The following is a 20289-nucleotide window of genomic DNA, read 5'->3' as shown; positions in this document are numbered from 1 at the left end:
CGGCCGGGGCCGGCCCCCCTCGTCCCGTCGGCTGGCCGGAGGGCGGGCCGGACGGCGGACGGGAGCTTGACGGCAGGGCCTAGGGTGGCAGTCATGCCCACGCTGATCCTGGTGCGGCACGGCCGCTCCACCGCCAACACCGCCGGGGTGCTCTCCGGCCGGACCCCCGGCGTCGCCCTCGACGAGCGGGGTGCCGCCCAGGCCGCGGCGCTGCCCGCCCGGCTCGCGGGGATCCCGCTGGCCGCGGCCGTCGCCAGTCCGTTGCAGCGCTGCCAGGAGACCCTGCGGCCGCTGCTGGACGCCCGCCCCGCGCTGAGCCTTGCGACCGAGGAGCGGATCACCGAGTGCGACTACGGCGACTGGACGGGCCGCAAGCTCGCCGAACTGGCCGACGAACCGCTGATGGAGGTCGTCCAGCAGCACCCTTCCGCGGCCGTCTTCCCCGGCGGCGAGTCGCTGCGCGCGATGCAGGCCCGCGCGGTGGCCGCGGTCCGCGACTGGAACGCCCGGGTCGAGGAGACCGCCGGCGCCGAGGCGGCCTATGTCATGTGCGCGCACGGTGACATCATCAAGTCCCTGGTCGCCGACGCGCTCGGCCTGCATCTCGACCTCTTCCAGCGGATCTCCGTGGAGCCGTGCTCGCTGACCGTGATCCGCTACACCCGGCTGCGTCCCTACCTTGTACGGCTCGGCGACACCGGTGACCTCGCCTCGCTGGTGCCCCGCGAGGACGGCGGCGGGGCGGGGGCCGAGCGGGACGCGGCCGTCGGAGGCGGTGCGGGCGCAGCGTGATCAGCAGGCGCAGTAGGGTGGTGCGACGGCGCTGCCCGCGACGCCCCTGTGATCCGCGCAGTGACCTTGAGGACGCAGCGACCGCACTGACCCAAGCAGTCGAGACAATCGGAGCAGGACGTTGTCCCGTCAGGTGTTCTTCTACGACCTACCCGACCGCTTCGTGGCCGGTACGGTCGGGCTGCCTGGCCGCCGTAGCTTCTTCCTCCAGGCCACCGCGGGCGGCCGCACCACCAGCGTCGCCCTGGAGAAGACCCAGGTGGCGGCGCTCGCCGAGCGGATCGACGAGCTGCTGGACGAGGTGGTCCGGCGCAGCGGCGGCAGCGCCCCGGTGCCCGCCGTCTCCCCGGCCGAGATGGCCGACACCGCGCCGCTCCAGGCGCCGGTGGAGGAGGAGTTCCGGGTCGGCACCATGGCGCTGGCCTGGGACGGCGAGGACGAGCGGATGATCGTCGAGGCCCAGGCGCTGGTCGAGCTGGAGGCCGACAGCGACGAGGACCTCGCCGACGCCGAGGAGCGGCTGCTCCAGGACGACGAGAACGGCCCGCCGATGCTCCGGGTGCGGCTGACCGGCACCATGGCCCGGGCGTTCGCCAAGCGGGCGCTGGACGTGGTCAACGCCGGCCGCCCGCCGTGCCCGCTGTGCAGCCTGCCGCTCGACCCGGAGGGACACGTATGCCCGCGTCAGAACGGATACCGGCGGGACGCCTGAGCCCGATGGAGCCCACCGTCGAACCGCTGCCCGGCCCCGCGGAGCCGGCGGAGCCGCCGGCGCCCGCCCGCGAGCCCGTCGGGAGTCTGGCCCCGGCGCTGCTCGCCGAGGGCGAGCTGACCGTCCGCGGCCAGATCCAGGACGCCTCCAACGCCGTCCTCTACTGCACCGTCGAACGCGACGGGCGCAGTGCCGCCTGCGTCTACAAGCCGGTCCGCGGCGAGCGCCCGCTGTGGGACTTCCCCGACGGCACGCTCGCCCAGCGCGAGGTCGCCGCCTACGAGGTCTCCCGTGCGTGTGGCTGGGACCTGATCCCGACCACGGTGCTGCGGGACGGCCCGTACGGCACCGGCATGGTCCAGGAGTGGATAGCGCCGCCCGGCGACGGCGACGAGGTGCCCGAACTGCTGGCGCTGGTCGCCGAGGACGAGCCGGCGCCGGGCTGGAAGGCGGTCGGCCGCGCGGACATCGGCGCGGGCCGCACCGCGCTGCTGGTGCACGCCGACCACCCCCGGCTGCGGCGGCTGGCCGTCCTGGACGCGGTGATCAACAACGGTGACCGCAAGGGCGGGCACCTGCTGCCCGGGGCCGGCGGGGAGTTCTTCGCGATCGACCACGGTGTGACCTTCAACTCGGCCGACAAGCTCCGCACGCTGCTGTGGGGCTGGGCCGGGGAGCCGCTGACCGACGAGGCCGTGGCGGTGCTGCGGGGGCTGGCGGCAGGGCTGGCAAAGACCGCGCCGCTCGCCGCCCGGATGGCCGAACTGATCACGGACACCGAGCTCACGGCGTTGCGGGCGCGGGTCGAGGAGCTGCTGCGCAGCGGTCGGCACCCGGAGCCGAGCGGGGAGTGGCCGGCGATCCCCTGGCCGCCGGTCTGATCCGGGGCGCCGGCGGCCGCTCAACCACCGCTGCGCCTCCGGCACATCCGGCGGTGAAGCGCAAGACCGCCTTTCCGGCCAGAGAGGCCCTCCGGTTCGTATACGGAACATCCGTCCGGTTACGCTCAAGGCATGCATGCATGGCCCGCTTCTGAGGTCCCCGCCCTGCCCGGTCAGGGCCGCGACCTGAGGATCCACGACACCGCGACCGGTGGACGGGTGACCCTCGATCCCGGTCCCGTCGCCCGCCTCTATGTCTGCGGCATCACGCCGTACGACGCCACCCACATGGGACACGCGGCGACCTACAACGCGTTCGACCTCGTCCAGCGCGTGTGGCTCGACACGAAGCGTCAGGTGCACTACGTGCAGAACGTCACCGACGTCGACGACCCGCTGCTGGAGCGGGCGGTGGCGACCGGTGTCGACTGGACCGCGCTCGCCGAGCGCGAGACCGTCCTCTTCCGCGAGGACATGACGGCGCTGCGGATGCTGCCGCCGCGCCACTACATAGGCGCCGTCGAGGCGATACCCCGCATCGTCCCGCTGGTGGAGCGACTGCGCGAGGCCGGCGCCGCCTACGAGCTGGACGGCGACATCTACTTCTCGGTCGCCTCCGACGCCCACTTCGGCGAGGTCTCCGGCCTGGACGCCGAGACCATGCGGCTGCTGTCCGCGGAGCGCGGCGGCGACCCGGAGCGCGAGGGCAAGAAGAACCCGCTCGACCCGATGCTGTGGATGGCCGCCCGCGACGGCGAGCCGAGCTGGGACGGCGGCTCGCTGGGCCGTGGCCGGCCCGGCTGGCACATCGAGTGCGTCGCCATCGCCCTGGAGCACCTGGGCATGGGCTTCGACGTCCAGGGCGGCGGCTCCGACCTCGCCTTCCCGCACCACGAGATGGGCGCCTCGCACGCCCAGGCGCTGACCGGTGAACACCCCTTCGCCAAGGCGTATGTGCACGCCGGCATGGTCGCCCTGAACGGCGAGAAGATGTCGAAGTCCAAGGGCAACCTGGTCTTCGTCTCCGCGCTGCGGCGGGACGGCGTCGATCCGGCCGCGATCCGGCTGGCGCTCCTGGCCCACCACTACCGCAGTGACTGGGAGTGGACCGAGGCGGTGCTGGAGGAGGCCCAGGCGCGGCTGGCCCGCTGGCGGGCCGCGGTCGCCCGCCCGGACGGTCTGCCGGCCGAGGCGCTGCTGGCGGAGATCCGCACCGCGCTCGCCGACGACCTCGACGCCCCGGCCGCGCTGGCCGCGGTGGACCGCTGGGCCGCGGCCCAGCAGGCCGACGGCGGCACGGACGAGAGCGCTCCCGGGCTCGTCTCGCGCGCGGTGGACGCGCTGCTGGGCGTGGCGCTGTAAGCGACGTACAGGACGAAGGGGCGCCCCCGCCGGATGGCGGGGGCGCCCCTTTCGTCGTTGCGGACCACCGGGGCCGGATGCGTCCGGCCCGTCAGCGCTCGCTGCCGGTGTCCTCCGGACCGTCGCCGTCGCCGCTGCCCTCGGTGCGGCCGCGGTCCGCGGTGTCGCCCGGCTTGCCGGGGCCCTCGCCGGCCTCCGGGCCGCCGGACTCCTCCGGCGGCCGTGGCTCGCGCGGCTCCTTGGGCGTGGTGCGGGGGAGCCGGGGGCGGCCGCCCGCGGTGTCGCGCCGGTACGAGCCGTCCCGGCCGTCGGCGACGCCGCCCTCGGTCGCCGTCCCGGGGCCGGCCTGCGGATCGCGGCGGCGCAGATACCGCTCGAACTCGCGGGCGATGGCCTCGCCGGACGCCTCCGGCAGTTCGGCGGTGTCCCGGGCCTCCTCCAGCGACTGGACGTACTCGGCCACCTCGCTGTCCTCCGCGGCGAGTTGGTCCACGCCCAGCTGCCAGGCGCGGGCGTCCTCGGTCAGCTCGCCGAGCGGGATCCGCAGGTCGAGCAGGTCCTCCAGGCGGTTGAGGAGAGCCAGGGTGGCCTTGGGGTTGGGCGGCTGGGAGACGTAGTGCGGCACCGCGGCCCACAGGCTGACCGCCGGGACGCCGGCGTGGGTGCACGCCTCCTGGAGGATGCCGACGATGCCCGTGGGGCCTTCGTAGCGGGACTCCTCCAGGTCCAGCCGGCGGGCCAGGTCGGCGTCGGAGCTGACGCCGCTGACCGGGACCGGCCGGGTGTGCGGGGTGTCGCCCAGCAGCGAGCCCAGCACCACCACCATCTCCACGCCCAACTCATGGGCGAAGCCGAGGAGTTCGTTGCAGAACGAGCGCCAGCGCATACTCGGCTCGATACCGCGGACCAGGACCAGGTCGCGGGGGTTCCCCTTGCCGTCCGCGTCGCTGATCCGGACGACGGAGAGCCGGGTCGTGGGCCAGGTGATCTTGCGGACGCCGTTCTCCATGAAGATCGTCGGCCGGTTCACCTGGAAGTCGTAGTAGTCCTCGGCGTCGAGCGCGGCGAAGACCTCGCCCTTCCACTCGCGGTCCAGGTGGGCGACCGCGGCGGAGGCGGCGTCGCCGGCGTCGTTCCAGCCCTCGAACGCGGCCACCATGACCGGATCGATCAGCTCGGGCACGCCCTCCAGCTCGATCACCCAGCCCCTCCTTCCGGCCGGTCGGGCGCGTGGGCCGCCGGCTGCCGTTTTCGTTGTGTGCGGTCCCCAGCCTACGGCGTCAGCGGCGCCGTTCCGCAGTCCCTTTACGAGCAGGTGTACGGGACGGCCTGCCGGGCCCGGGCGCGGACTCCGCGTCCGGATTCCGCCAGCACCGTCAGCCGCCGTGCCGGAGGATCGAGCCGTACCGCGGAGGAAGCACGCAGAGGTGCCGAAAGCACCTCGTAGCTCCTCAACTCGGTGCTTTTTTCTCGACTGTTGAGGTGAGACACGGTGATGACGATGACGACGGCCATGGCATCCGCGGCCCGCCCGCTGGCCGGCAGGGCGGCCCTGGTGACCGGCGGCAGCCGGGGGATCGGTGCGGCGATCGCGCTGCGTCTGGCGGCCGATGGCGCGGCGGTGGCGCTGACCTACCGGCACCGGGAGGACCTGGCCGCCGGGGTCGTCCGGGAGATCGAGGAGGCCGGCGGGCGGGCCTGCGCGCTCCGGGCCGACGGTGCGGACCCGGAGGCGGTGCGGGCCTCGGTCGCCGCCGCGGCCGACCGGTGGGGGCGGCTGGACATCCTGGTCAACAACGCGGGTGCGGGCGTCATAGGCCCCTTCGAGGGGCTCGCGCTCGACGAGGTGGACCGGGTGCTGGCCACCAACGTCCGGGGCCCGTTCCTGGCTGCGCAGGCCGCGGCCGCCCACCTCGCCGAGGGCGGCCGGATCATCTCGATCGGCAGCTGCATGGCCGAGCGGGTGGCCTTCCCCGGCGGCTCCCTCTACGCCACCAGCAAGGCCGCGCTCACCGGCCTGACCAAGGCGCTGGCCCGGGAACTCGGGCCGCGCGGCATCACGGTCAACCTCGTCCACCCCGGTCCCATCGACACCGACATGAACCCGGCGGACGGCGAGAGCGCGGAATTCCAGGCCGGGTTGACCTCGCTCGGCGCCTACGGGCGGCCGGCGGACGTGGCGGCGACGGTGGCCCACCTGGCGGGCGAGGGCGGCCGGTACATCACCGGTGCCGCGCTCGCGGTGGACGGCGGATTCGCGGCCTGAACCCCGCCAACGCGGGCGCACCGCACGGTCGTTGCGGGTGTCGCCCACCGTCCGCGGGAGCCGCAGACGGCCGCGGATACGGCACTGGGGCGGCCCGTAGGCCGCCCCAGCACCGTTGTCCTGTCGGTCGACTGACCGGATGTCAGCCCTTGAGCATCTTCTCGACGCGGGCCCGCACGTCCTCGTTGTCCAGGCCGCGGATGGTCAGCGTGGTCCGGCGGCGCAGCACGTCGTCGGCGGTCTCCGCCCACTCGTGGTCCCGGGCGTAGGCGACCTGCGCCCAGATCTCCGGGGCGTCGGGGTGGATCCGCTCGGCCAGCGCCGGGTCCTCGTTCGCCAGGCGGGCGATGTCGAAGGAGAGCGAGCCGTAGTGCGTGGCGAGGTGGCGCGCGGTGTCGGCGGCCATCTGCGGGCCGGGGGTGCCGCCGTCCACCAGCAGCCGGTGGGCGACCGCGTGGGGGTTGGCGATACCGGGCAGCGGGAGCTTCTTCGGCAGCCGCGCCATCGGCTCCATGTCCTCGGCCAGCGGGTGGCCGGGCAGCGCGGCGAGCTTGTTCATCACCGTGCGGCCGATGTGCCGGAAGGTGGTCCACTTGCCGCCGGCGACCGACAGCATCCCGCCGCTGCCCTCGGTGACCACCGTCTCGCGCTTGGCCTTGGAGGTGTCGCCGGGGCCGCCGGGCAGCACCCGCAGACCGGCGAACGCGTAGGTGATCAGGTCACGGGAGAGCTGCTGGTCGCGGACGGAGAAGGCGGCCTCGTCCAGGATCTGGGCGGTGTCCTTCTCGGTGACCGCGACGTCCGCCGGGTCGCCCTCGTACTCCTCGTCGGTGGTACCGAGCAGCAGCATGTCCTCCCAGGGGAGGGCGAAGGTGATGCGGTACTTGTCGATCGGGGTGGCCAGCGCGGCCTTCCAGGGGGAGGTGCGCTTGAGGACCAGGTGGGCGCCCTTGGAGAGGCGGATGGAGGGGGCCGCGTTGGGGTCCTCCATCTTGCGCAGGTGGTCGACCCAGGGGCCGGTGGCGTTGAGGACCAGGCGGGCGTCGACGCCGAACTCAGCTCCGTCCAGGCGGTCCTTGAGCTCCGCGCCGGTGACCCGGCCCTGGGTGGAGCGCAGGCCGGTGACCTCGGAGTGGTTGAGGACCGTGGCGCCGGCGGCGACCGCCGCGCGGACGGTCATCAGCGCCATCCGGGAGTCGTTCATCTGGTCGTCGCCGTACACGGCCACGGCCTTGAGGTTCTCCGTGCGCAGTTCCGGGACGTCGCGCTGGGCCTTGGCCGGGCTTATGACGTGGCCGACGCCGTCGCCGAACGCGGAGAGCGCGGAGTAGGCGAAGACGCCCGCGCCGAGCTTGGCCGCGCCGTGCGGGCCGCCCTTGTAGACCGGCAGGTAGAAGGTGAGCGGGTTGGCCAGGTGCGGGGCCACCTCACGGGAGACCGCGCGCCGCTCGAAGTGGTTCTCCGCCACCAGCTTGACCGCACCGGTCTGCAGGTAGCGCAGACCGCCGTGCAGCAGCTTGGAGGAGGCGGAGGAGGTGGCGCCGGCGAAGTCGCCGGCGTCCACCAGGGCAACCCGCAGTCCGGCCTGCGCGGCGTGCCAGGCGGTGGAGATGCCCAGGATGCCGCCGCCGATCACCAGGAGGTCGTACGTCGCCTTGGACAGCTGCTCCCGGGTTTCGGCGCGGCTCGGCAGGGAACCGGCGGCCGGGTGCGTCCCGAGGGCCGGGACGCTCTGCAGGGTGCTCATGATGTGCTCCTCGTCAGCTCTCGTCGTCGATCCAGCCCATGGTCCGCTCGACGGCCTTGAGCCAGTTCTTGTACTCGCGGTCACGGGTGGCCGCTTCCATGCGGGGGGTCCATTCGGCGGCCCGGCGCCAGTTGGCGCGCAGTTCGTCGGTGCTGGACCAGAAGCCGACGGCCAGTCCGGCCGCGTAGGCAGCGCCGAGGCAGGTCGTCTCGGCGACCATCGGACGCACCACAGGGGCGTCCAGGAAGTCCGAGATGGTCTGCATCAGCAGGTTGTTGGAGGTCATGCCGCCGTCGACCTTGAGTGCGGTCAGGTCGACGCCGGAGTCCTTGGTCATGGCGTCGGTGATCTCGCGGGTCTGCCAGGCAGTGGCCTCGAGAACGGCGCGGGCGATGTGCGCCTTGGTGACGTAGCGGGTCAGGCCCGCGATGACACCGCGCGCGTCGGAGCGCCAGTACGGGGCGAACAGGCCGGAGAAGGCCGGCACGAAGTACGCGCCGCCGTTGTCCTCGACGGTGCTGGCCAGCGTCTCGATCTCGGCCGCGCTGTTGATGAGCCCCATCTGGTCGCGCATCCACTGGACGAGCGAGCCGGTGACGGCGATGGAGCCTTCCAGGGCGTAGACCGGCTGTGCGTCGCCGATCTGGTAACCGACCGTGGTCAGCAGCCCGTTGTAGGAGTTGACCGGCTGGTGACCGGTGTTCATCAGCATGAACGTGCCGGTGCCGTACGTGGACTTGGCCTCGCCCTGCTCGAAGCAGGTCTGGCCGAAGAGCGCGGCCTGCTGGTCGCCGAGCGCGGAGGCGACCGGGACGCCCGCGAGCACACCGGAGGCGGTGGTGCCGTAGATCTCGGCGGAGGACCGGATCTCGGGCAGCAGGGCGGCCGGGATGCCCATGGACTCCAGGATGCGCTCGTCCCACTGGAGGGTGTGCAGGTTCATCAGCAGGGTGCGCGAGGCGTTGGTGACGTCGGTGACGTGCTTGCCGCCGTTGACACCACCGGTGAGGTTCCAGATGACCCAGGAGTCCATGGTGCCGAAGAGGATCTCGCCGCGCTCGGCGCGCTCGCGCAGGCCCTCGACGTTGTCCAGCAGCCAGCGGACCTTCGGGCCGGCGAAGTACGAGGCCAGCGGCAGACCGGTCTCCCGGCGGAAGCGGTCCTGGCCGACGTTGCGGCCCAGCTCCTTGCAGAGCCCGTCGGTGCGGGTGTCCTGCCAGACGATGGCGTTGTGGACCGGCTCACCGGTGTTCTTGTCCCAGAGGAGAGTGGTCTCGCGCTGGTTGGTGATGCCGATCGCCTTGACGTCGGCCGAGGTGAAGCCGGGGTTGCTCTGGGCGGCCTTCTCGATGGCGCCCTCGACGACCTGCTGGACGTTGGCCCAGATTTCGACCGCGTTGTGTTCGACCCAGCCCGGCTTGGGGAAGATCTGCTCGTGTTCCTTCTGGTCGACCGAGACGATCCGGCCGTCCCGGTCGAAGACGATGCAGCGGCTGGACGTGGTGCCCTGGTCGATGGCCGCGATGAAGGGGCCGTGGCCGTGGGAGGGCGTACGGGGGGTGTCGCTCATGGAGTGCTCCAAGTTTTCGGTGCGGGCGGGGGCGGGGTGGCCGGGTGGCTCAGGCGAACGCCAACTGGTAGATACCCCCGGCGAGGGCTCCGCCGATCAGCGGGCCGACGACCGGGATCCAGGCGTAGCCCCAGTCGGAACCACCCTTGTTCGGCAGCGGCAGCAGCGCGTGCACGATGCGCGGCCCGAGGTCGCGGACGGGGTTGATCGCGTATCCGGTCGGGCCGCCGAGCGAGAGGCCGATGCCGGTGACGACCAGCGCGACCAGCAGCGTGCCGATCACACCCACGCCCTTGCCGTTGTCGCTCAGCCCGAGGGTGAGGATCGCCAGCACGAGCACGATGGTGGCGATGATCTCGGTCACGAGGTTCTGCACCACGTTCCGGATCTCCGGGCCGGTGGAGAAGATGCCCAGCACGGGGCCGGCCTTGGGAGCGGCGGCCGGGTCGACCATGCCCTCCTCGCCGTTGTGGCCGGCCAGCACCTCCGGGTCGGTCAGATGCGCCCGGAACTGCCCGTAGTACGTGAGCCACACCAGGACCGCGCCGATCATGGCACCGAGGAACTCGCCGGCGAAGTACACCGGCACCTGGTTCCACTCGATGCCGCCCTTGATCGCCAGACCGATGGTCACGGCGGGGTTGAGATGCGCGCCGGACTTGGCGGCGATGTAGGCACCCGTCAGGACGGCGAAGCCCCACCCGAAGGCGATGGCGACCCATCCGGCGTTGAACGCCTTGGAGCGCTTGAAGGTGACGGCGGCACACACGCCACCGCCCATCAAGATCAGAACAGCGGTACCGATGGTCTCGCTGATGAAGATGTCGGAGCTGGACACCCGCGACTCCTTTGTCCTTCGTCCAGGGGAAGGCGAACCCCGGGTCCCTCCGGTGGTCCGCACCCTCCGAGAGGGCGTTGGTCGGCCCGCGGCACACCACACCCTAACGCGTATTGCCGTTAGGTGTTCGGCAATGCCGACCGACGAACGGCAGTTTTATTTACCTCCAAGACCTCGTCAAGGGTTCTATGGCGAAAAACTTAGGTGAACACTTGGAGCGAAAGGGGTCAAAACCGCCCTGCGCCCAGGTCACGAGAGACCGCACGTGCGCAATCCCTCACAGCAGCGACGATTTCCGGCCGCAGCTCGCCGTCTCGGCAGACCCGTTCCACGGCCCCTGTGACCCCCACCGCGCCCACCGGCATCCGGCGCCGGTCGTGGATCGGAGCTGCGATCGAGGCCACGCCCTCCCAGGTCTCCTCCACGTCCGCGGCCCAGCCGCGGGCCCGGGTGAGATCCAGCACGGCCTCGAAGTCGGCCAGAGTGGTCGTGGTCCGCGCGGTGAACGCCTTCCGCTCGGCCTCCACGGCCTCGCTGTGCGCCACCGGGTCGTACGCCGACAGCACCTTGCCCAGCGCGGTGCTGTGCAGCGGGTGCATCGCGCCGACCTCCAGCACCTGCCGGCTGTCGTCGGGGCGGAAGACGTGGTGCACGATCAGTACGCCCTGCTGGTGCAGCACGCCCAGGTAGACGCTCTCCCCGCTGGAGCGGGCCAGGTCGTCGGTCCACACCAGGGCGCGGGCCCGCAGCTCGTGGACGTCCAGGTAGCTGTTGCCCAGGCGCAGGAGTTCGGCGCCGAGCTGGTAGCGGCCCGAGGCCTGGTCCTGCTCCACGAAGCCCTCCTGCTGGAGCGTGCGCAGGATCCCGTGGGCGGTTCCCTTGGCCAGTCCCAAGGAGGAGGAGATGTCGGACAGGCTCAGTCGCCGCTCTCCCCCCGCGAGCAGCCGCAGCATTGCGGCAGCTCGCTCCAGCGACTGGATGGTGCGTGCCATCGGGCGACCTCCGAAGTATCTGGTTCGACAATGCTGAACGATATCGGCCCATGCCGACCAAGGGGAGAGGTACGGGCCAACGACGATCATGGATATCGGACGCGGCCGAGCGGCGGTCCGACTGTCCATGGCGTGGAATGGAGAACACCTGTCCCGGCCCGGAAGCTACGCTGGCCGGGTGCGCCCTCTGCAGGAGGGTGCAAAGCCGACAGCCGTCGCAACCACGGGAGCACCTCCATGGCTTCGAACATGCCATCGTCCACCAGCCCGTCCCGCGTCACCTCGTTCCGCGAGGCGCTCGCCACCCGCGTCGTGGTCGCCGACGGCGCCATGGGCACGATGCTGCAGGCGCAGGACCCGACGATGGAGGACTTCCAGCAGCTGGAGGGCTGCAACGAGATCCTCAACCTCACCCGCCCCGACATCGTGCGCTCGGTGCACGAGGAGTACTTCGCGGTGGGCGTGGACTGCGTGGAGACCAACACCTTCGGCGCCAACTTCGCGGCCCTGGCCGAGTACGACATCGCCGACCGCGTCCATGAGTTGTCGGAGGCGGGCGCGCGGATCGCCCGCGAGGTCGCCGACGAGTTCACCGCCGAAACCGGCCGGCAGCGCTACGTCCTGGGTTCCATGGGCCCGGGCACCAAGCTCCCCACCCTCGGCCACGTCGCCTACGCCACGCTGCGCGACGCCTACCAGAGCAACGCCGAGGGCATGATCGCCGGCGGCGCGGACGCCCTGCTGGTGGAGACCACCCAGGACCTGCTCCAGACCAAGGCCGCCGTGCTGGGCGCCCGCCGCGCCCTGGCGGCCACCGGCACCGACCTCCCGGTCATCTGCTCGGTCACCGTCGAGACCACCGGCACGATGCTGCTGGGCTCGGAGATCGGGGCGGCACTGACCGCGCTGGAGCCGCTGGGCATCGACATGATCGGTCTGAACTGCGCCACCGGCCCGGCCGAGATGAGCGAGCACCTGCGCTATCTGGCCCGCCACTCCCGCATCCCGCTGTCCTGTATGCCCAACGCCGGCCTGCCGGTGCTGGGCAAGGACGGCGCCCACTACCCGCTGAGCGCCGCCGAGTTGGCCGACGCCCAGGAGACCTTCGTCGCCGAGTACGGGCTGTCGCTGGTCGGCGGCTGCTGCGGCACCACCCCCGAGCACCTGCGGCAGGTCGTGGAGCGGGTGCGCGGGGTGGCCCCGTCGGCCCGCCAGGCCCGTCCCGAGCCGGGTGCGGCGTCGCTGTACCAGACGGTGCCGTTCCGCCAGGACACCTCGTATCTGGCGATCGGCGAGCGCACCAACGCCAACGGGTCGAAGAAGTTCCGCGAGGCGATGCTGGAGGCCCGCTGGGACGACTGCGTGGAGATGGCCCGCGACCAGATCCGCGAGGGCGCGCACATGCTGGACCTGTGCGTGGACTACGTGGGCCGGGACGGCGTGGCCGACATGGCGGAGCTGGCCGGCCGGTTCGCCACCGCCTCCACCCTCCCGATCGTCCTGGACTCCACGGAAGTCGACGTCCTGGAGGCCGGGTTGGAGAAGCTCGGCGGCCGCGCGGTGCTCAACTCCGTCAACTACGAGGACGGCGCGGGGCCGGACTCCCGCTTCGCGAAGGTGACCCGGCTCGCCGCCGAGCACGGTGCGGCGCTGATCGCGCTGACCATCGACGAGGACGGCCAGGCCCGCACCCCCGAGCACAAGGTCGAGATCGCCGAGCGGCTGATCGCCGACCTGACCGGCAACTGGGGCATCCTCGAGTCCGACATCCTCATCGACTGCCTGACCTTCACCATCTGCACCGGCCAGGAGGAGTCCCGCAAGGACGGCATCGCCACCCTCGAGGCGATCCGGGAGCTCAAGCGCCGCCACCCCGAGGTGCAGACCACCCTGGGCCTGTCGAACATCTCCTTCGGCCTCAACCCCGCCGCCCGCATCGTGCTCAACTCCGTCTTCCTGGACGAGTGCGTCAAGGCCGGGCTGGACTCCGCGATCGTGCACGCCTCGAAGATCCTGCCGATCGCCCGCCTGGAGGAGGAGCAGGTCAGCACGGCGCTGGACCTGATCTACGACCGGCGCGCCGAGGGCTACGACCCGCTCCAGAAGCTGATGGGGCTGTTCGAGGGCGCCACCGCCAAGTCGCTGAAGGCGAGCAAGACCGAGGAGCTGGCGGCGCTGCCGCTGGACGAGCGGCTCAAGCGCCGGATCATCGACGGCGAGCGCAACGGCCTGGAGGCCGACCTCGACGCCGCCCTCGCCGAGCGCCCGGCGCTGGAGATCGTCAACGAGACCCTCCTGGACGGCATGAAGGTGGTCGGCGAGCTGTTCGGTTCCGGCCAGATGCAGCTGCCGTTCGTGCTCCAGTCCGCCGAGGTGATGAAGAACGCGGTGGCCTATCTGGAGCCGCACATGGAGAAGTCCGACGACGAGGGCAAGGGCACCATCGTGCTGGCCACCGTCCGCGGCGACGTCCACGACATCGGCAAGAACCTCGTCGACATCATCCTGTCGAACAACGGCTACAACGTCGTCAACCTCGGCATCAAGCAGCCGGTTTCGGCGATCCTGGAGGCGGCCGAGGAGCACCGCGCCGACGTGATCGGGATGTCCGGGCTCCTGGTGAAGTCCACGGTGATCATGAAGGAGAACCTGGAGGAGCTCAACCAGCGCAAGATGGCGGCCGACTACCCCGTCATCCTGGGCGGCGCCGCCCTCACCCGCGCCTACGTCGAGCAGGACCTGCACGAGATCTACGAGGGCGAAGTCCGCTACGCCCGGGACGCGTTCGAGGGCCTGCGGCTGATGGACGCGCTCATCGCCGTCAAGCGCGGTGTGCCCGGTGCGGCGCTGCCCGAGCTGAAGCAGCGCCGGGTGCCCAAGCGGCACGTCCAGGTCGCCGAGCCCGAGCCGGAGCAGGGCGCGGCCCGCTCCGACGTCGCCACCGACAACCCCGTCCCCACCCCGCCGTTCTGGGGCACCCGGGTCGTCAAGGGCATCCAGCTGGCCGACTACGCCTCCTGGCTCGACGAGGGCGCGCTGTTCAAGGGCCAGTGGGGGCTCAAGCAGGCCCGCACCGGCGAGGGCCCCAGCTACGAGGAACTGGTGGAGACCGAGGGCCGGCCCCGGCTGCGCGGCTGGCTGGACAAGCTCCAGACCGAGAATCTCCTGGAGGCGGCCGTCGTCCACGGCTACTTCCCCTGCCACTCCAAGGGCGACGACCTGATCCTGCTGGGCGAGGACGGCACCGAGCGGACCCGCTTCACCTTCCCCCGCCAGCGCCGCGGCCGCCGGCTGTGCCTGGCCGACTTCTTCCGCCCCGAGGAGTCCGGCGAGACCGACGTCGTCGGCCTCCAGGTCGTCACCGTCGGCTCCAGGATCGGCGGCGCCACGGCCGAGCTGTTCGCGGCCAACTCCTACCGCGACTACCTCGAACTCCACGGCCTGTCCGTCCAGTTGGCCGAGGCGCTGGCCGAGTACTGGCACGCCCGGGTCCGCGCCGAGCTGGGCTTCGGCGGCGAGGACCCGTCCGACGTCGAGGACATGTTCGCGCTGAAGTACCGCGGCGCGCGCTTCTCCCTCGGCTACGGCGCCTGCCCCGACCTGGAGGACCGCGCCAAGATCGCCGACCTCCTCCGGCCGGAGCGGATCGGCGTCGAGCTCTCCGAGGAGTTCCAGCTCCACCCCGAGCAGTCCACCGACGCCATCGTGATCCACCACCCGGAGGCCAAGTACTTCAACGCGCGTTAGCGCGCTGCGGCCGGGGCCGGGGAGCGGTTTTGTGCGCTCCCCGGGCGTTCCGGCCGCCGCAGTCGTACACTGGTCGATCCGGTAGTGGCCGGTCGTTTCCCCCCGCCGGGGGAGGCGGCCGGCCCTTTCGTCCCTCCGGGGGCGTCATGACGGAGGTGGATGGATGACCAGCAGCATCCCCGCAGTCGGCACGTGTACGGCCGAGGCCGCGACCCTCCAGGCAGTGTTCCTCGATCTGGACGGCACCCTCGTCGACACCGAGGGCTTCTGGTGGGAGGCCGAGGCGGAGGTCTTCGCCGGGCTCGGCCATGTCCTCGACGACTGCCACCGGGAGGTGGTCGTCGGCGGGCCGATGTCCCGCAGCGCCGGCTATCTGCTCCGGGCGACCGGCGCCGACATCGGCCTGACGGAGCTGAGCACCCTGCTCAACGCGGCGTTCGTGGCCCGGATCAGCCGCGGCGTCCCGCTGATGCCGGGCGCCCGCCGCCTGCTGTCCGAGCTGGTCGCGCACCGGGTGCCCACCGCGCTGGTCTCCGCCTCGCACCGGACCGTCATCGAGCAACTGCTGCACTCCCTGGGCCCGGAGAACTTCACCCTCACCGTCGCCGGCGACGACCTGGCGCGGACCAAACCGCACCCGGACCCGTATCTGACCGCCGCGGCGCGCCTGGGCGTGGACCCGGCCCGGTGCGCCGTCGTGGAGGACACCCTGACCGGGGTGCGCGCGGGGGAGGCCGCCGGTTGCCGGGTGGTCGCGGTGCCGTCCGTGACGCCGATCCGGCCCGCTCCCGGGCGGAGCGTGGTGCGTTCCCTCGAAGAAGTCGATCTCCCTTTTCTCCGGGCGCTCATCACGGAAAGCCAGGGCAGCGTGCACTGAGCGTACTGCGGTGAATGCTCCGGAACTCACGGCAGCGATCCGCTTATTTTCCGTGACGAATACTCGGGGGTAATTCGTCGGCCACCGGGGCACCGGGAGGCGTGACGTTTCTCACGTGTGCGGTCGTCGACAGGGGGAGTGAAGGGTGTTCCGGCGGCCCTCTTTGGTGGATTCTCCAGGGGTAAGTGTCCGGATTGGTGGGGCAACGTGCGAAACGTTCCCCGGTCCGGATATCGATCACCCTGCGCCCGTAATCGCATCGCCATATCGGTCTAACTTCCTTACGTCGATGACGGGCTGGCGGTTCCTACTAATCTCGACGCGAGCAACACCTCTGCGCTGATAAGGAACCTGCCGACGATGAATCGCAAGACCTTGGTGCTGCCGGCGCTGGCCGGTCTCCTCGTCCCAGCTCTCGCTGCTTGCGGCAACTCCGACGGTGCGGGCTCCAGCGGCTCGCCGATCGTCGTCGGTGTCGCCTCGCAGATCGAGGCCACCAAGGCGGCGCCCGCGCCGCTCGATCCGGCGCAGGCGTACGACGTCGACGTCTGGAACGTGTTGCGCAGCACCTTCCAGACGCTGATGCGGCTGCCCAGGACCGGCACCGCTCCGGTGCCCGAGGCCGCCGAGTCGTGCGGCTTCCGCGACACCCAGAACGAGCAGTACCGGTGCACCCTGCGCAGCGGTCTGAAGTTCTCCAACGGCCACGCCCTGACGGCGCAGGACGTGAAGTTCTCCATCGACCGGCTGCGGGGCATCAACTACCCCAACGGCGCGGCGTCGTTGCTCGACGACATCGACCGGGTCGAGACGCCCAGCGACACCGAGGTGGTCTTCCACCTCACCAAGCCGGACGCCACCTTCCCGCAGAAGCTCGCCACCCCCGCGGCGGCCATCGTCGACAGCCAGGTCTACCCGCGCAACGCCCTCTACAAGGGCTGGGAGACGGTCGGTTCGGGCCCGTACACCCTCAAGACCGAGCACGGCGGCAACCGCCTGAGCAAGGCCGTCTTCACCAAGAACGCCGAGTACAAGGGCGGGCTGACGGTGAAGAACGACAAGGTCGAGATGCGGTTCTTCGACGACTCCGCGGACATGGAGCAGGCGCTCCGCAAGGGCGACATCGACCTGCTGACCCGCGGTCTGACGCCCGGCCAGGTCAAGGGCCTGCAGAACTCCCGGGACAAGCACCTGATGCTCCAGGAGATGCCCGGCCAGGAGATCCGCTACATCGCCTTCAACACCAACGACCCGACCGTCTCCAACAAGGCCGTCCGGCAGGCGATGGCGCAGGTCATCAACCGCTCCCAGCTGGTGCGCGACGTCTACTCCTACACCGCTGACCCGCTGTACTCCCTGGTCCCCACCGGCATCGGCGGGCACATCAACTCCTTCTTCACCAAGTACGGCAGCCCCAACGCCGCCGCCGCCCGGCAGACCCTCCAGCAGGCCAACATCACCACCCCGGTGAAGTTCACCCTGACCTACCCCAAGAGCCACTACGGCGCCAGCATCGCCAAGGAGTTCGCCGCCCTCCAGCAGCAGCTCAACAGCACCAAGCTGTTCGACGTGCGCATCCAGGGCATCGACCGCTGGCAGCAGTTCCGCACCGACGAGTCGAACCACAAGTACGCCGCGTTCGGCATGGGATGGTTCCCCGACTTCCCCGACGCGGACAACTACCTCGCGCCCTTCGTCGGCAAGGGGAACTTCCTCAACTCCCCCTACCGCAACGACAAGATCGAGTCGCAGCTGATCCCCGGCACCCGCCAGCAGGCCGACCGCACCGCCGCCGCGACCGGCTTCAAGCAGGTCCAGGACATCCTCGCCGAGGACGTGCCCTACCTCCCGCTGTGGCAGGGCAAGCAGTACGTCGCCGCCCGCGACAACATCACCGGCATCGAATGGGCGCTCAACTCCTCCTCGGCGCTCCAGATGTGGGAGCTGGGGCGCGGCGTCGCCAGCTGATCGCGCGCACCGCCCCGCTCCGTCTTCCGCCGCGGCACCCCGCCGCGGCGCGATCGGCACCACCAGAACGTGAGGAACCACCGAGTGAAGCGTGACCAGTGGCTCGCGGCCCCGATCGGAGCGGGGCTGGCGACCGCCCTGCTCGCGGTCGCCGGGTGCAGCGCGGACACCTCAGGGTTGTCCGGCCACGGCGAGTCCGTCGTCATGGGCATGACCGACAAGGTCGTTGCCACCGACCCGGCGTCGGGGTACGACCCCGGCTCCTGGCTGCTGTTCAACAACGTCTTCCAATCGCTGCTCAGCTTCCCCAAGGGCAGCACCACCCCCGAACCGGAGGCCGCCGAGAGCTGCGGTTTCACCGGCGGTAGCAAGACCTACCGCTGCACCCTCAAGGACGGACTGTCCTTCAGCAACGGCGACCCGCTCACCGCCGAGGACGTCAAGTACTCCTTCGACCGCATCCAGCGCATCAAGGACAAGCGCGGCCCCGCCGTGATGTTCGCGTCCCTGGACTCCGTCGAGGCGCCGGACGCCAAGACCGTGGTCTTCCACCTCAAGTCGCCCGACGCCACCTTCCCCATGAAGATCGCCTCGGGCGCCGGCTCCATCGTCGACCACGCCGAGTACCCCGCCGACCGGCTGCGCACCGACGGCGAGGCCGTCGGCTCCGGCGTCTACACCCTGGACTCCTACGGCCCCGAGCAGGCCGAGTTCTCCGTCAACTCGTCCTACAAGGGCCCCGCCAAGCCCCGGAACTCCGGGCTGACCCTGAAGTTCTTCACCGGCCCCGACCAGCTCAAGAAGGCCGTCCAGAGCGGCGGCGTCGACGTCGCCTACCGCGGCCTGGCCATGAAGGACATCGCGGCCCTCGACCAGGCCTCCATGCACCAGCAGCACGGCACCCAGGTCGTCGAGGGCGGCAGCGCCGAGGTCATGCACCTGGTCTTCAACCTCAAGGACCCGGTGGCCGGCAAGCTCGGCGTCCGCAAGGCCGTCGCCTACCTGCTGGACCGCTCCAGCCTCGTCCGGGACGTCTACCAGCGCACCGCCGAACCGCTCTACTCGGTCGTGCCGGCCGGTATCACCGGCCACAACACCGCCTTCTTCGCCAGCTACGGCGACCGGCCGCAGCCCGCCAAGGCCGCCGCCGCCCTGCGCGAGGCCGGCATCCAGGGCAAGGCCCCGCTCACCCTGTGGGCCACCCCCGACCGGTTCGGCCCCGGCACCGTCGCCGCCGTCCAGAAGATCGCCCAACAGCTCAACGCCAGCGGCCTGTTCGACGCCACGGTGCGCAGCGCGTCCACCCGCGCCTACGACCAGGGCGTGGCCGGCGGCACGTTCGGCGTCTACGTCAAGGGCTGGATCCCGGACTACCCGGACCCGGACAACTTCACCCAGCCGTTCTTCGGCAAGGACAGCGTGCTGGCCAATCACTACAGCTCCGCGGACATCACCGGCCGGCTGCTGCCGCAGACCGCCGACCAGCCCGACCGCGGCGCCACCAAGGCCGCCTTCCGCGAACTCCAGGACATCGTCGCCAAGGACCTGCCGGTCATCCCGATCTGGCAGGGCAAGCAGTACGCGGTGGCCCGTCAGGGAGTCTCCGGCCTGGAGTGGACCCTGGACTCCTCGACGGTCTTCCGCTTCTGGGAGATCAGCAAGTCGGCCGGCGTCTAGGGCGCTCCTCCACGGAGATCCGTCAGAAGCGCCCCAGGAACCGTTCGCCCGGGCCGGCCCTTGAGGGTCCGGGCGAACGGGCACCGCACCGCACACGACGGCGGGGCCGGACCGGGAACTCCCGGACCGGCCCCGCCGTCGTACGTCCAGCGGCGCGGGGGCCGTTACTGCGCGCCGGGCCGCACCAGGCCGCTCTCGTACGCGTACACCGCCGCCTGCACGCGGTCCCGCAGCCCCAGCTTCGTCAGCACATGGCCGACGTGCGTCTTGACCGTCGTCTCGCTGACGAAGAGGTCCGCGGCGATCTCGGCGTTCGACAGCCCGCGGGCCACCAGCTTCAGCACCTCCACCTCCCGCTCGGTGAGCGTGTGGAGGGTGTCCGGCAGCGGCTCCTCGCCCGACGGCAGATGCCCGGCGTACTTGTCCAGCAGCCGGCGGGTGATGCTCGGCGCGAGCATCGCCTCGCCCGCCGCCACCACCCGGATCGCCTGCACCAGTTCGTTGGCCGGGGCGTCCTTGAGCAGGAAGCCGCTGGCCCCGGCCCGCAGCGCCTCGACGACGTACTCGTCCAGGTCGAAGGTGGTCAGCACCAGCACCTTCGCCGGACCGTCCTTCTCCGGGCCGGTGATCTGCCGGGTCGCCTCGACGCCGTCCATCCGCGGCATCCGGATGTCCATCAGCACCACGTCCGGCTGGAGTGCCCGCACCTGCTCCAGCGCCTGGAGCCCGTCACCCGCCTCACCGACGACCGCCAGATCCTGCTCGGCCTCCAGGATCATCCGGAATCCCGTACGCAGCAGGGGCTGGTCGTCGACCAGCAGGACGCGGATGGCCACAAGCTCTCCTTCGACGGGGGAAGA

15 protein-coding genes are annotated in these 20289 nt (G+C 71.2%); 9 read left to right on the top strand and 6 right to left on the bottom strand.

Translation table 11 applies throughout. The features are described 5' to 3' along the window. Window positions 1-93 precede the first annotated feature (93 nt). The 4 genes from ACIQE0_RS26140 (at window position 94) to mshC (ending at window position 3747) form a co-directional block, all read left to right on the top strand. A complete protein-coding gene (locus tag ACIQE0_RS26140) occupies window positions 94-792 on the top strand; it encodes a histidine phosphatase family protein (RefSeq protein ID WP_402336592.1) in 699 nt (232 codons plus the stop codon). A 121-nt stretch (window positions 793-913) separates the two neighbouring features. Continuing rightward, window positions 914-1504 (top strand): DUF3090 domain-containing protein, encoded by a 591-nt coding sequence (locus tag ACIQE0_RS26135; RefSeq protein WP_366330894.1) that lies wholly within the window; start codon window positions 914-916, stop codon window positions 1502-1504. Between the two features lie 5 nt (window positions 1505-1509). Continuing rightward, a complete protein-coding gene (locus tag ACIQE0_RS26130; protein WP_402336850.1) occupies window positions 1510-2385 on the top strand; it encodes an SCO1664 family protein in 876 nt (291 codons plus the stop codon). A 132-nt stretch (window positions 2386-2517) separates the two neighbouring features. Then, window positions 2518-3747: a cysteine--1-D-myo-inosityl 2-amino-2-deoxy-alpha-D-glucopyranoside ligase gene (mshC, locus tag ACIQE0_RS26125; protein WP_402336589.1), complete on the top strand. Its 1230-nt coding sequence runs from the start codon at window positions 2518-2520 to the stop codon at window positions 3745-3747. Between the two features lie 91 nt (window positions 3748-3838). Here the strand turns inward: mshC and ACIQE0_RS26120 are convergent, their stop codons facing one another. Continuing rightward, complete coding sequence (locus ACIQE0_RS26120) at window positions 3839-4948, bottom strand: PAC2 family protein (RefSeq protein WP_366330897.1); 1110 nt, start codon at window positions 4946-4948, stop codon at window positions 3839-3841. A gap of 294 nt (window positions 4949-5242) precedes the next feature. Between ACIQE0_RS26120 and ACIQE0_RS26115 the strand changes: the two genes are divergently transcribed. Beyond that, window positions 5243-6013 (top strand): SDR family oxidoreductase, encoded by a 771-nt coding sequence (locus tag ACIQE0_RS26115; protein WP_366330898.1) that lies wholly within the window; start codon window positions 5243-5245, stop codon window positions 6011-6013. A 142-nt stretch (window positions 6014-6155) separates the two neighbouring features. On the opposite strand, the gene ACIQE0_RS26110 is transcribed toward ACIQE0_RS26115, so the two are convergent. From ACIQE0_RS26110 to ACIQE0_RS26095, 4 genes are all read right to left on the bottom strand, one after another. Further along, window positions 6156-7760 (bottom strand): FAD-dependent oxidoreductase, encoded by a 1605-nt coding sequence (locus ACIQE0_RS26110; RefSeq protein ID WP_402336584.1) that lies wholly within the window; start codon window positions 7758-7760, stop codon window positions 6156-6158. 13 nt (window positions 7761-7773) lie between these two features. Then, on the bottom strand, window positions 7774-9330 hold the full coding sequence (glpK, locus tag ACIQE0_RS26105) for a glycerol kinase GlpK (protein ID WP_366330900.1): 1557 nt from the start codon (window positions 9328-9330) through the stop codon (window positions 7774-7776). 49 nt (window positions 9331-9379) lie between these two features. Beyond that, window positions 9380-10168, bottom strand: coding sequence for an MIP/aquaporin family protein (locus ACIQE0_RS26100; RefSeq protein ID WP_366330901.1), 789 nt, complete (start codon window positions 10166-10168; stop codon window positions 9380-9382). Between the two features lie 227 nt (window positions 10169-10395). Beyond that, window positions 10396-11160, bottom strand: a complete 765-nt coding sequence (locus ACIQE0_RS26095) for an IclR family transcriptional regulator (RefSeq protein WP_402336581.1) — start codon at window positions 11158-11160, stop codon at window positions 10396-10398. 237 nt (window positions 11161-11397) lie between these two features. Between ACIQE0_RS26095 and metH the strand changes: the two genes are divergently transcribed. The 4 genes from metH (at window position 11398) to ACIQE0_RS26075 (ending at window position 19429) form a co-directional block, all read left to right on the top strand. Next, window positions 11398-14907, top strand: a complete 3510-nt coding sequence (gene metH / locus ACIQE0_RS26090) for a methionine synthase (RefSeq protein ID WP_402336579.1) — start codon at window positions 11398-11400, stop codon at window positions 14905-14907. 163 nt (window positions 14908-15070) lie between these two features. Beyond that, window positions 15071-15784, top strand: a complete 714-nt coding sequence (locus tag ACIQE0_RS26085; protein WP_366330904.1) for an HAD family phosphatase — start codon at window positions 15071-15073, stop codon at window positions 15782-15784. Window positions 15785-16144: 360 nt separating this feature from the next. Next, window positions 16145-17752 (top strand): ABC transporter substrate-binding protein, encoded by a 1608-nt coding sequence (locus ACIQE0_RS26080; RefSeq protein ID WP_366330905.1) that lies wholly within the window; start codon window positions 16145-16147, stop codon window positions 17750-17752. An 84-nt stretch (window positions 17753-17836) separates the two neighbouring features. Further along, the gene (locus tag ACIQE0_RS26075; protein ID WP_366330906.1) at window positions 17837-19429 is read left to right on the top strand and encodes an ABC transporter substrate-binding protein; all 1593 of its coding nucleotides are present in this window, start codon (window positions 17837-17839) and stop codon (window positions 19427-19429) included. A 164-nt stretch (window positions 19430-19593) separates the two neighbouring features. On the opposite strand, the gene ACIQE0_RS26070 is transcribed toward ACIQE0_RS26075, so the two are convergent. Beyond that, the gene (locus ACIQE0_RS26070; protein ID WP_366330907.1) at window positions 19594-20265 is read right to left on the bottom strand and encodes a response regulator transcription factor; all 672 of its coding nucleotides are present in this window, start codon (window positions 20263-20265) and stop codon (window positions 19594-19596) included. Between the last annotated feature and the right edge of the window lie 24 nt (window positions 20266-20289).

Origin of the sequence: Streptomyces sp. NPDC093097 (assembly GCF_044754325.1) — a bacterium.
In the GTDB taxonomy this organism is placed as follows: domain Bacteria; phylum Actinomycetota; class Actinomycetes; order Streptomycetales; family Streptomycetaceae; genus Streptomyces.
Note: the sequence above shows the minus strand (reverse complement) of the source record. Positions and strands in the feature narration are given on the sequence as shown.

What these genes read in the sequence shown, in the direction of transcription:
- ACIQE0_RS26115 (WP_366330898.1), top strand. Translation starts at nt 5,243, where the DNA reads ATGACGATGACGACGGCCATGGCATCCGCGGCCCGCCCGCTGGCCGGC.
- ACIQE0_RS26130 (WP_402336850.1), top strand. Translation starts at nt 1,510, where the DNA reads ATGGAGCCCACCGTCGAACCGCTGCCCGGCCCCGCGGAGCCGGCGGAG.
- ACIQE0_RS26110 (WP_402336584.1), bottom strand. Translation starts at nt 7,760, where the DNA reads ATGAGCACCCTGCAGAGCGTCCCGGCCCTCGGGACGCACCCGGCCGCC.
- ACIQE0_RS26095 (WP_402336581.1), bottom strand. Translation starts at nt 11,160, where the DNA reads ATGGCACGCACCATCCAGTCGCTGGAGCGAGCTGCCGCAATGCTGCGG.
- ACIQE0_RS26085 (WP_366330904.1), top strand. Translation starts at nt 15,071, where the DNA reads ATGACCAGCAGCATCCCCGCAGTCGGCACGTGTACGGCCGAGGCCGCG.
- ACIQE0_RS26140 (WP_402336592.1), top strand. Translation starts at nt 94, where the DNA reads ATGCCCACGCTGATCCTGGTGCGGCACGGCCGCTCCACCGCCAACACC.
- glpK (WP_366330900.1), bottom strand. Translation starts at nt 9,330, where the DNA reads ATGAGCGACACCCCCCGTACGCCCTCCCACGGCCACGGCCCCTTCATC.
- metH (WP_402336579.1), top strand. Translation starts at nt 11,398, where the DNA reads ATGGCTTCGAACATGCCATCGTCCACCAGCCCGTCCCGCGTCACCTCG.
- ACIQE0_RS26080 (WP_366330905.1), top strand. Translation starts at nt 16,145, where the DNA reads ATGAATCGCAAGACCTTGGTGCTGCCGGCGCTGGCCGGTCTCCTCGTC.
- mshC (WP_402336589.1), top strand. Translation starts at nt 2,518, where the DNA reads ATGCATGCATGGCCCGCTTCTGAGGTCCCCGCCCTGCCCGGTCAGGGC.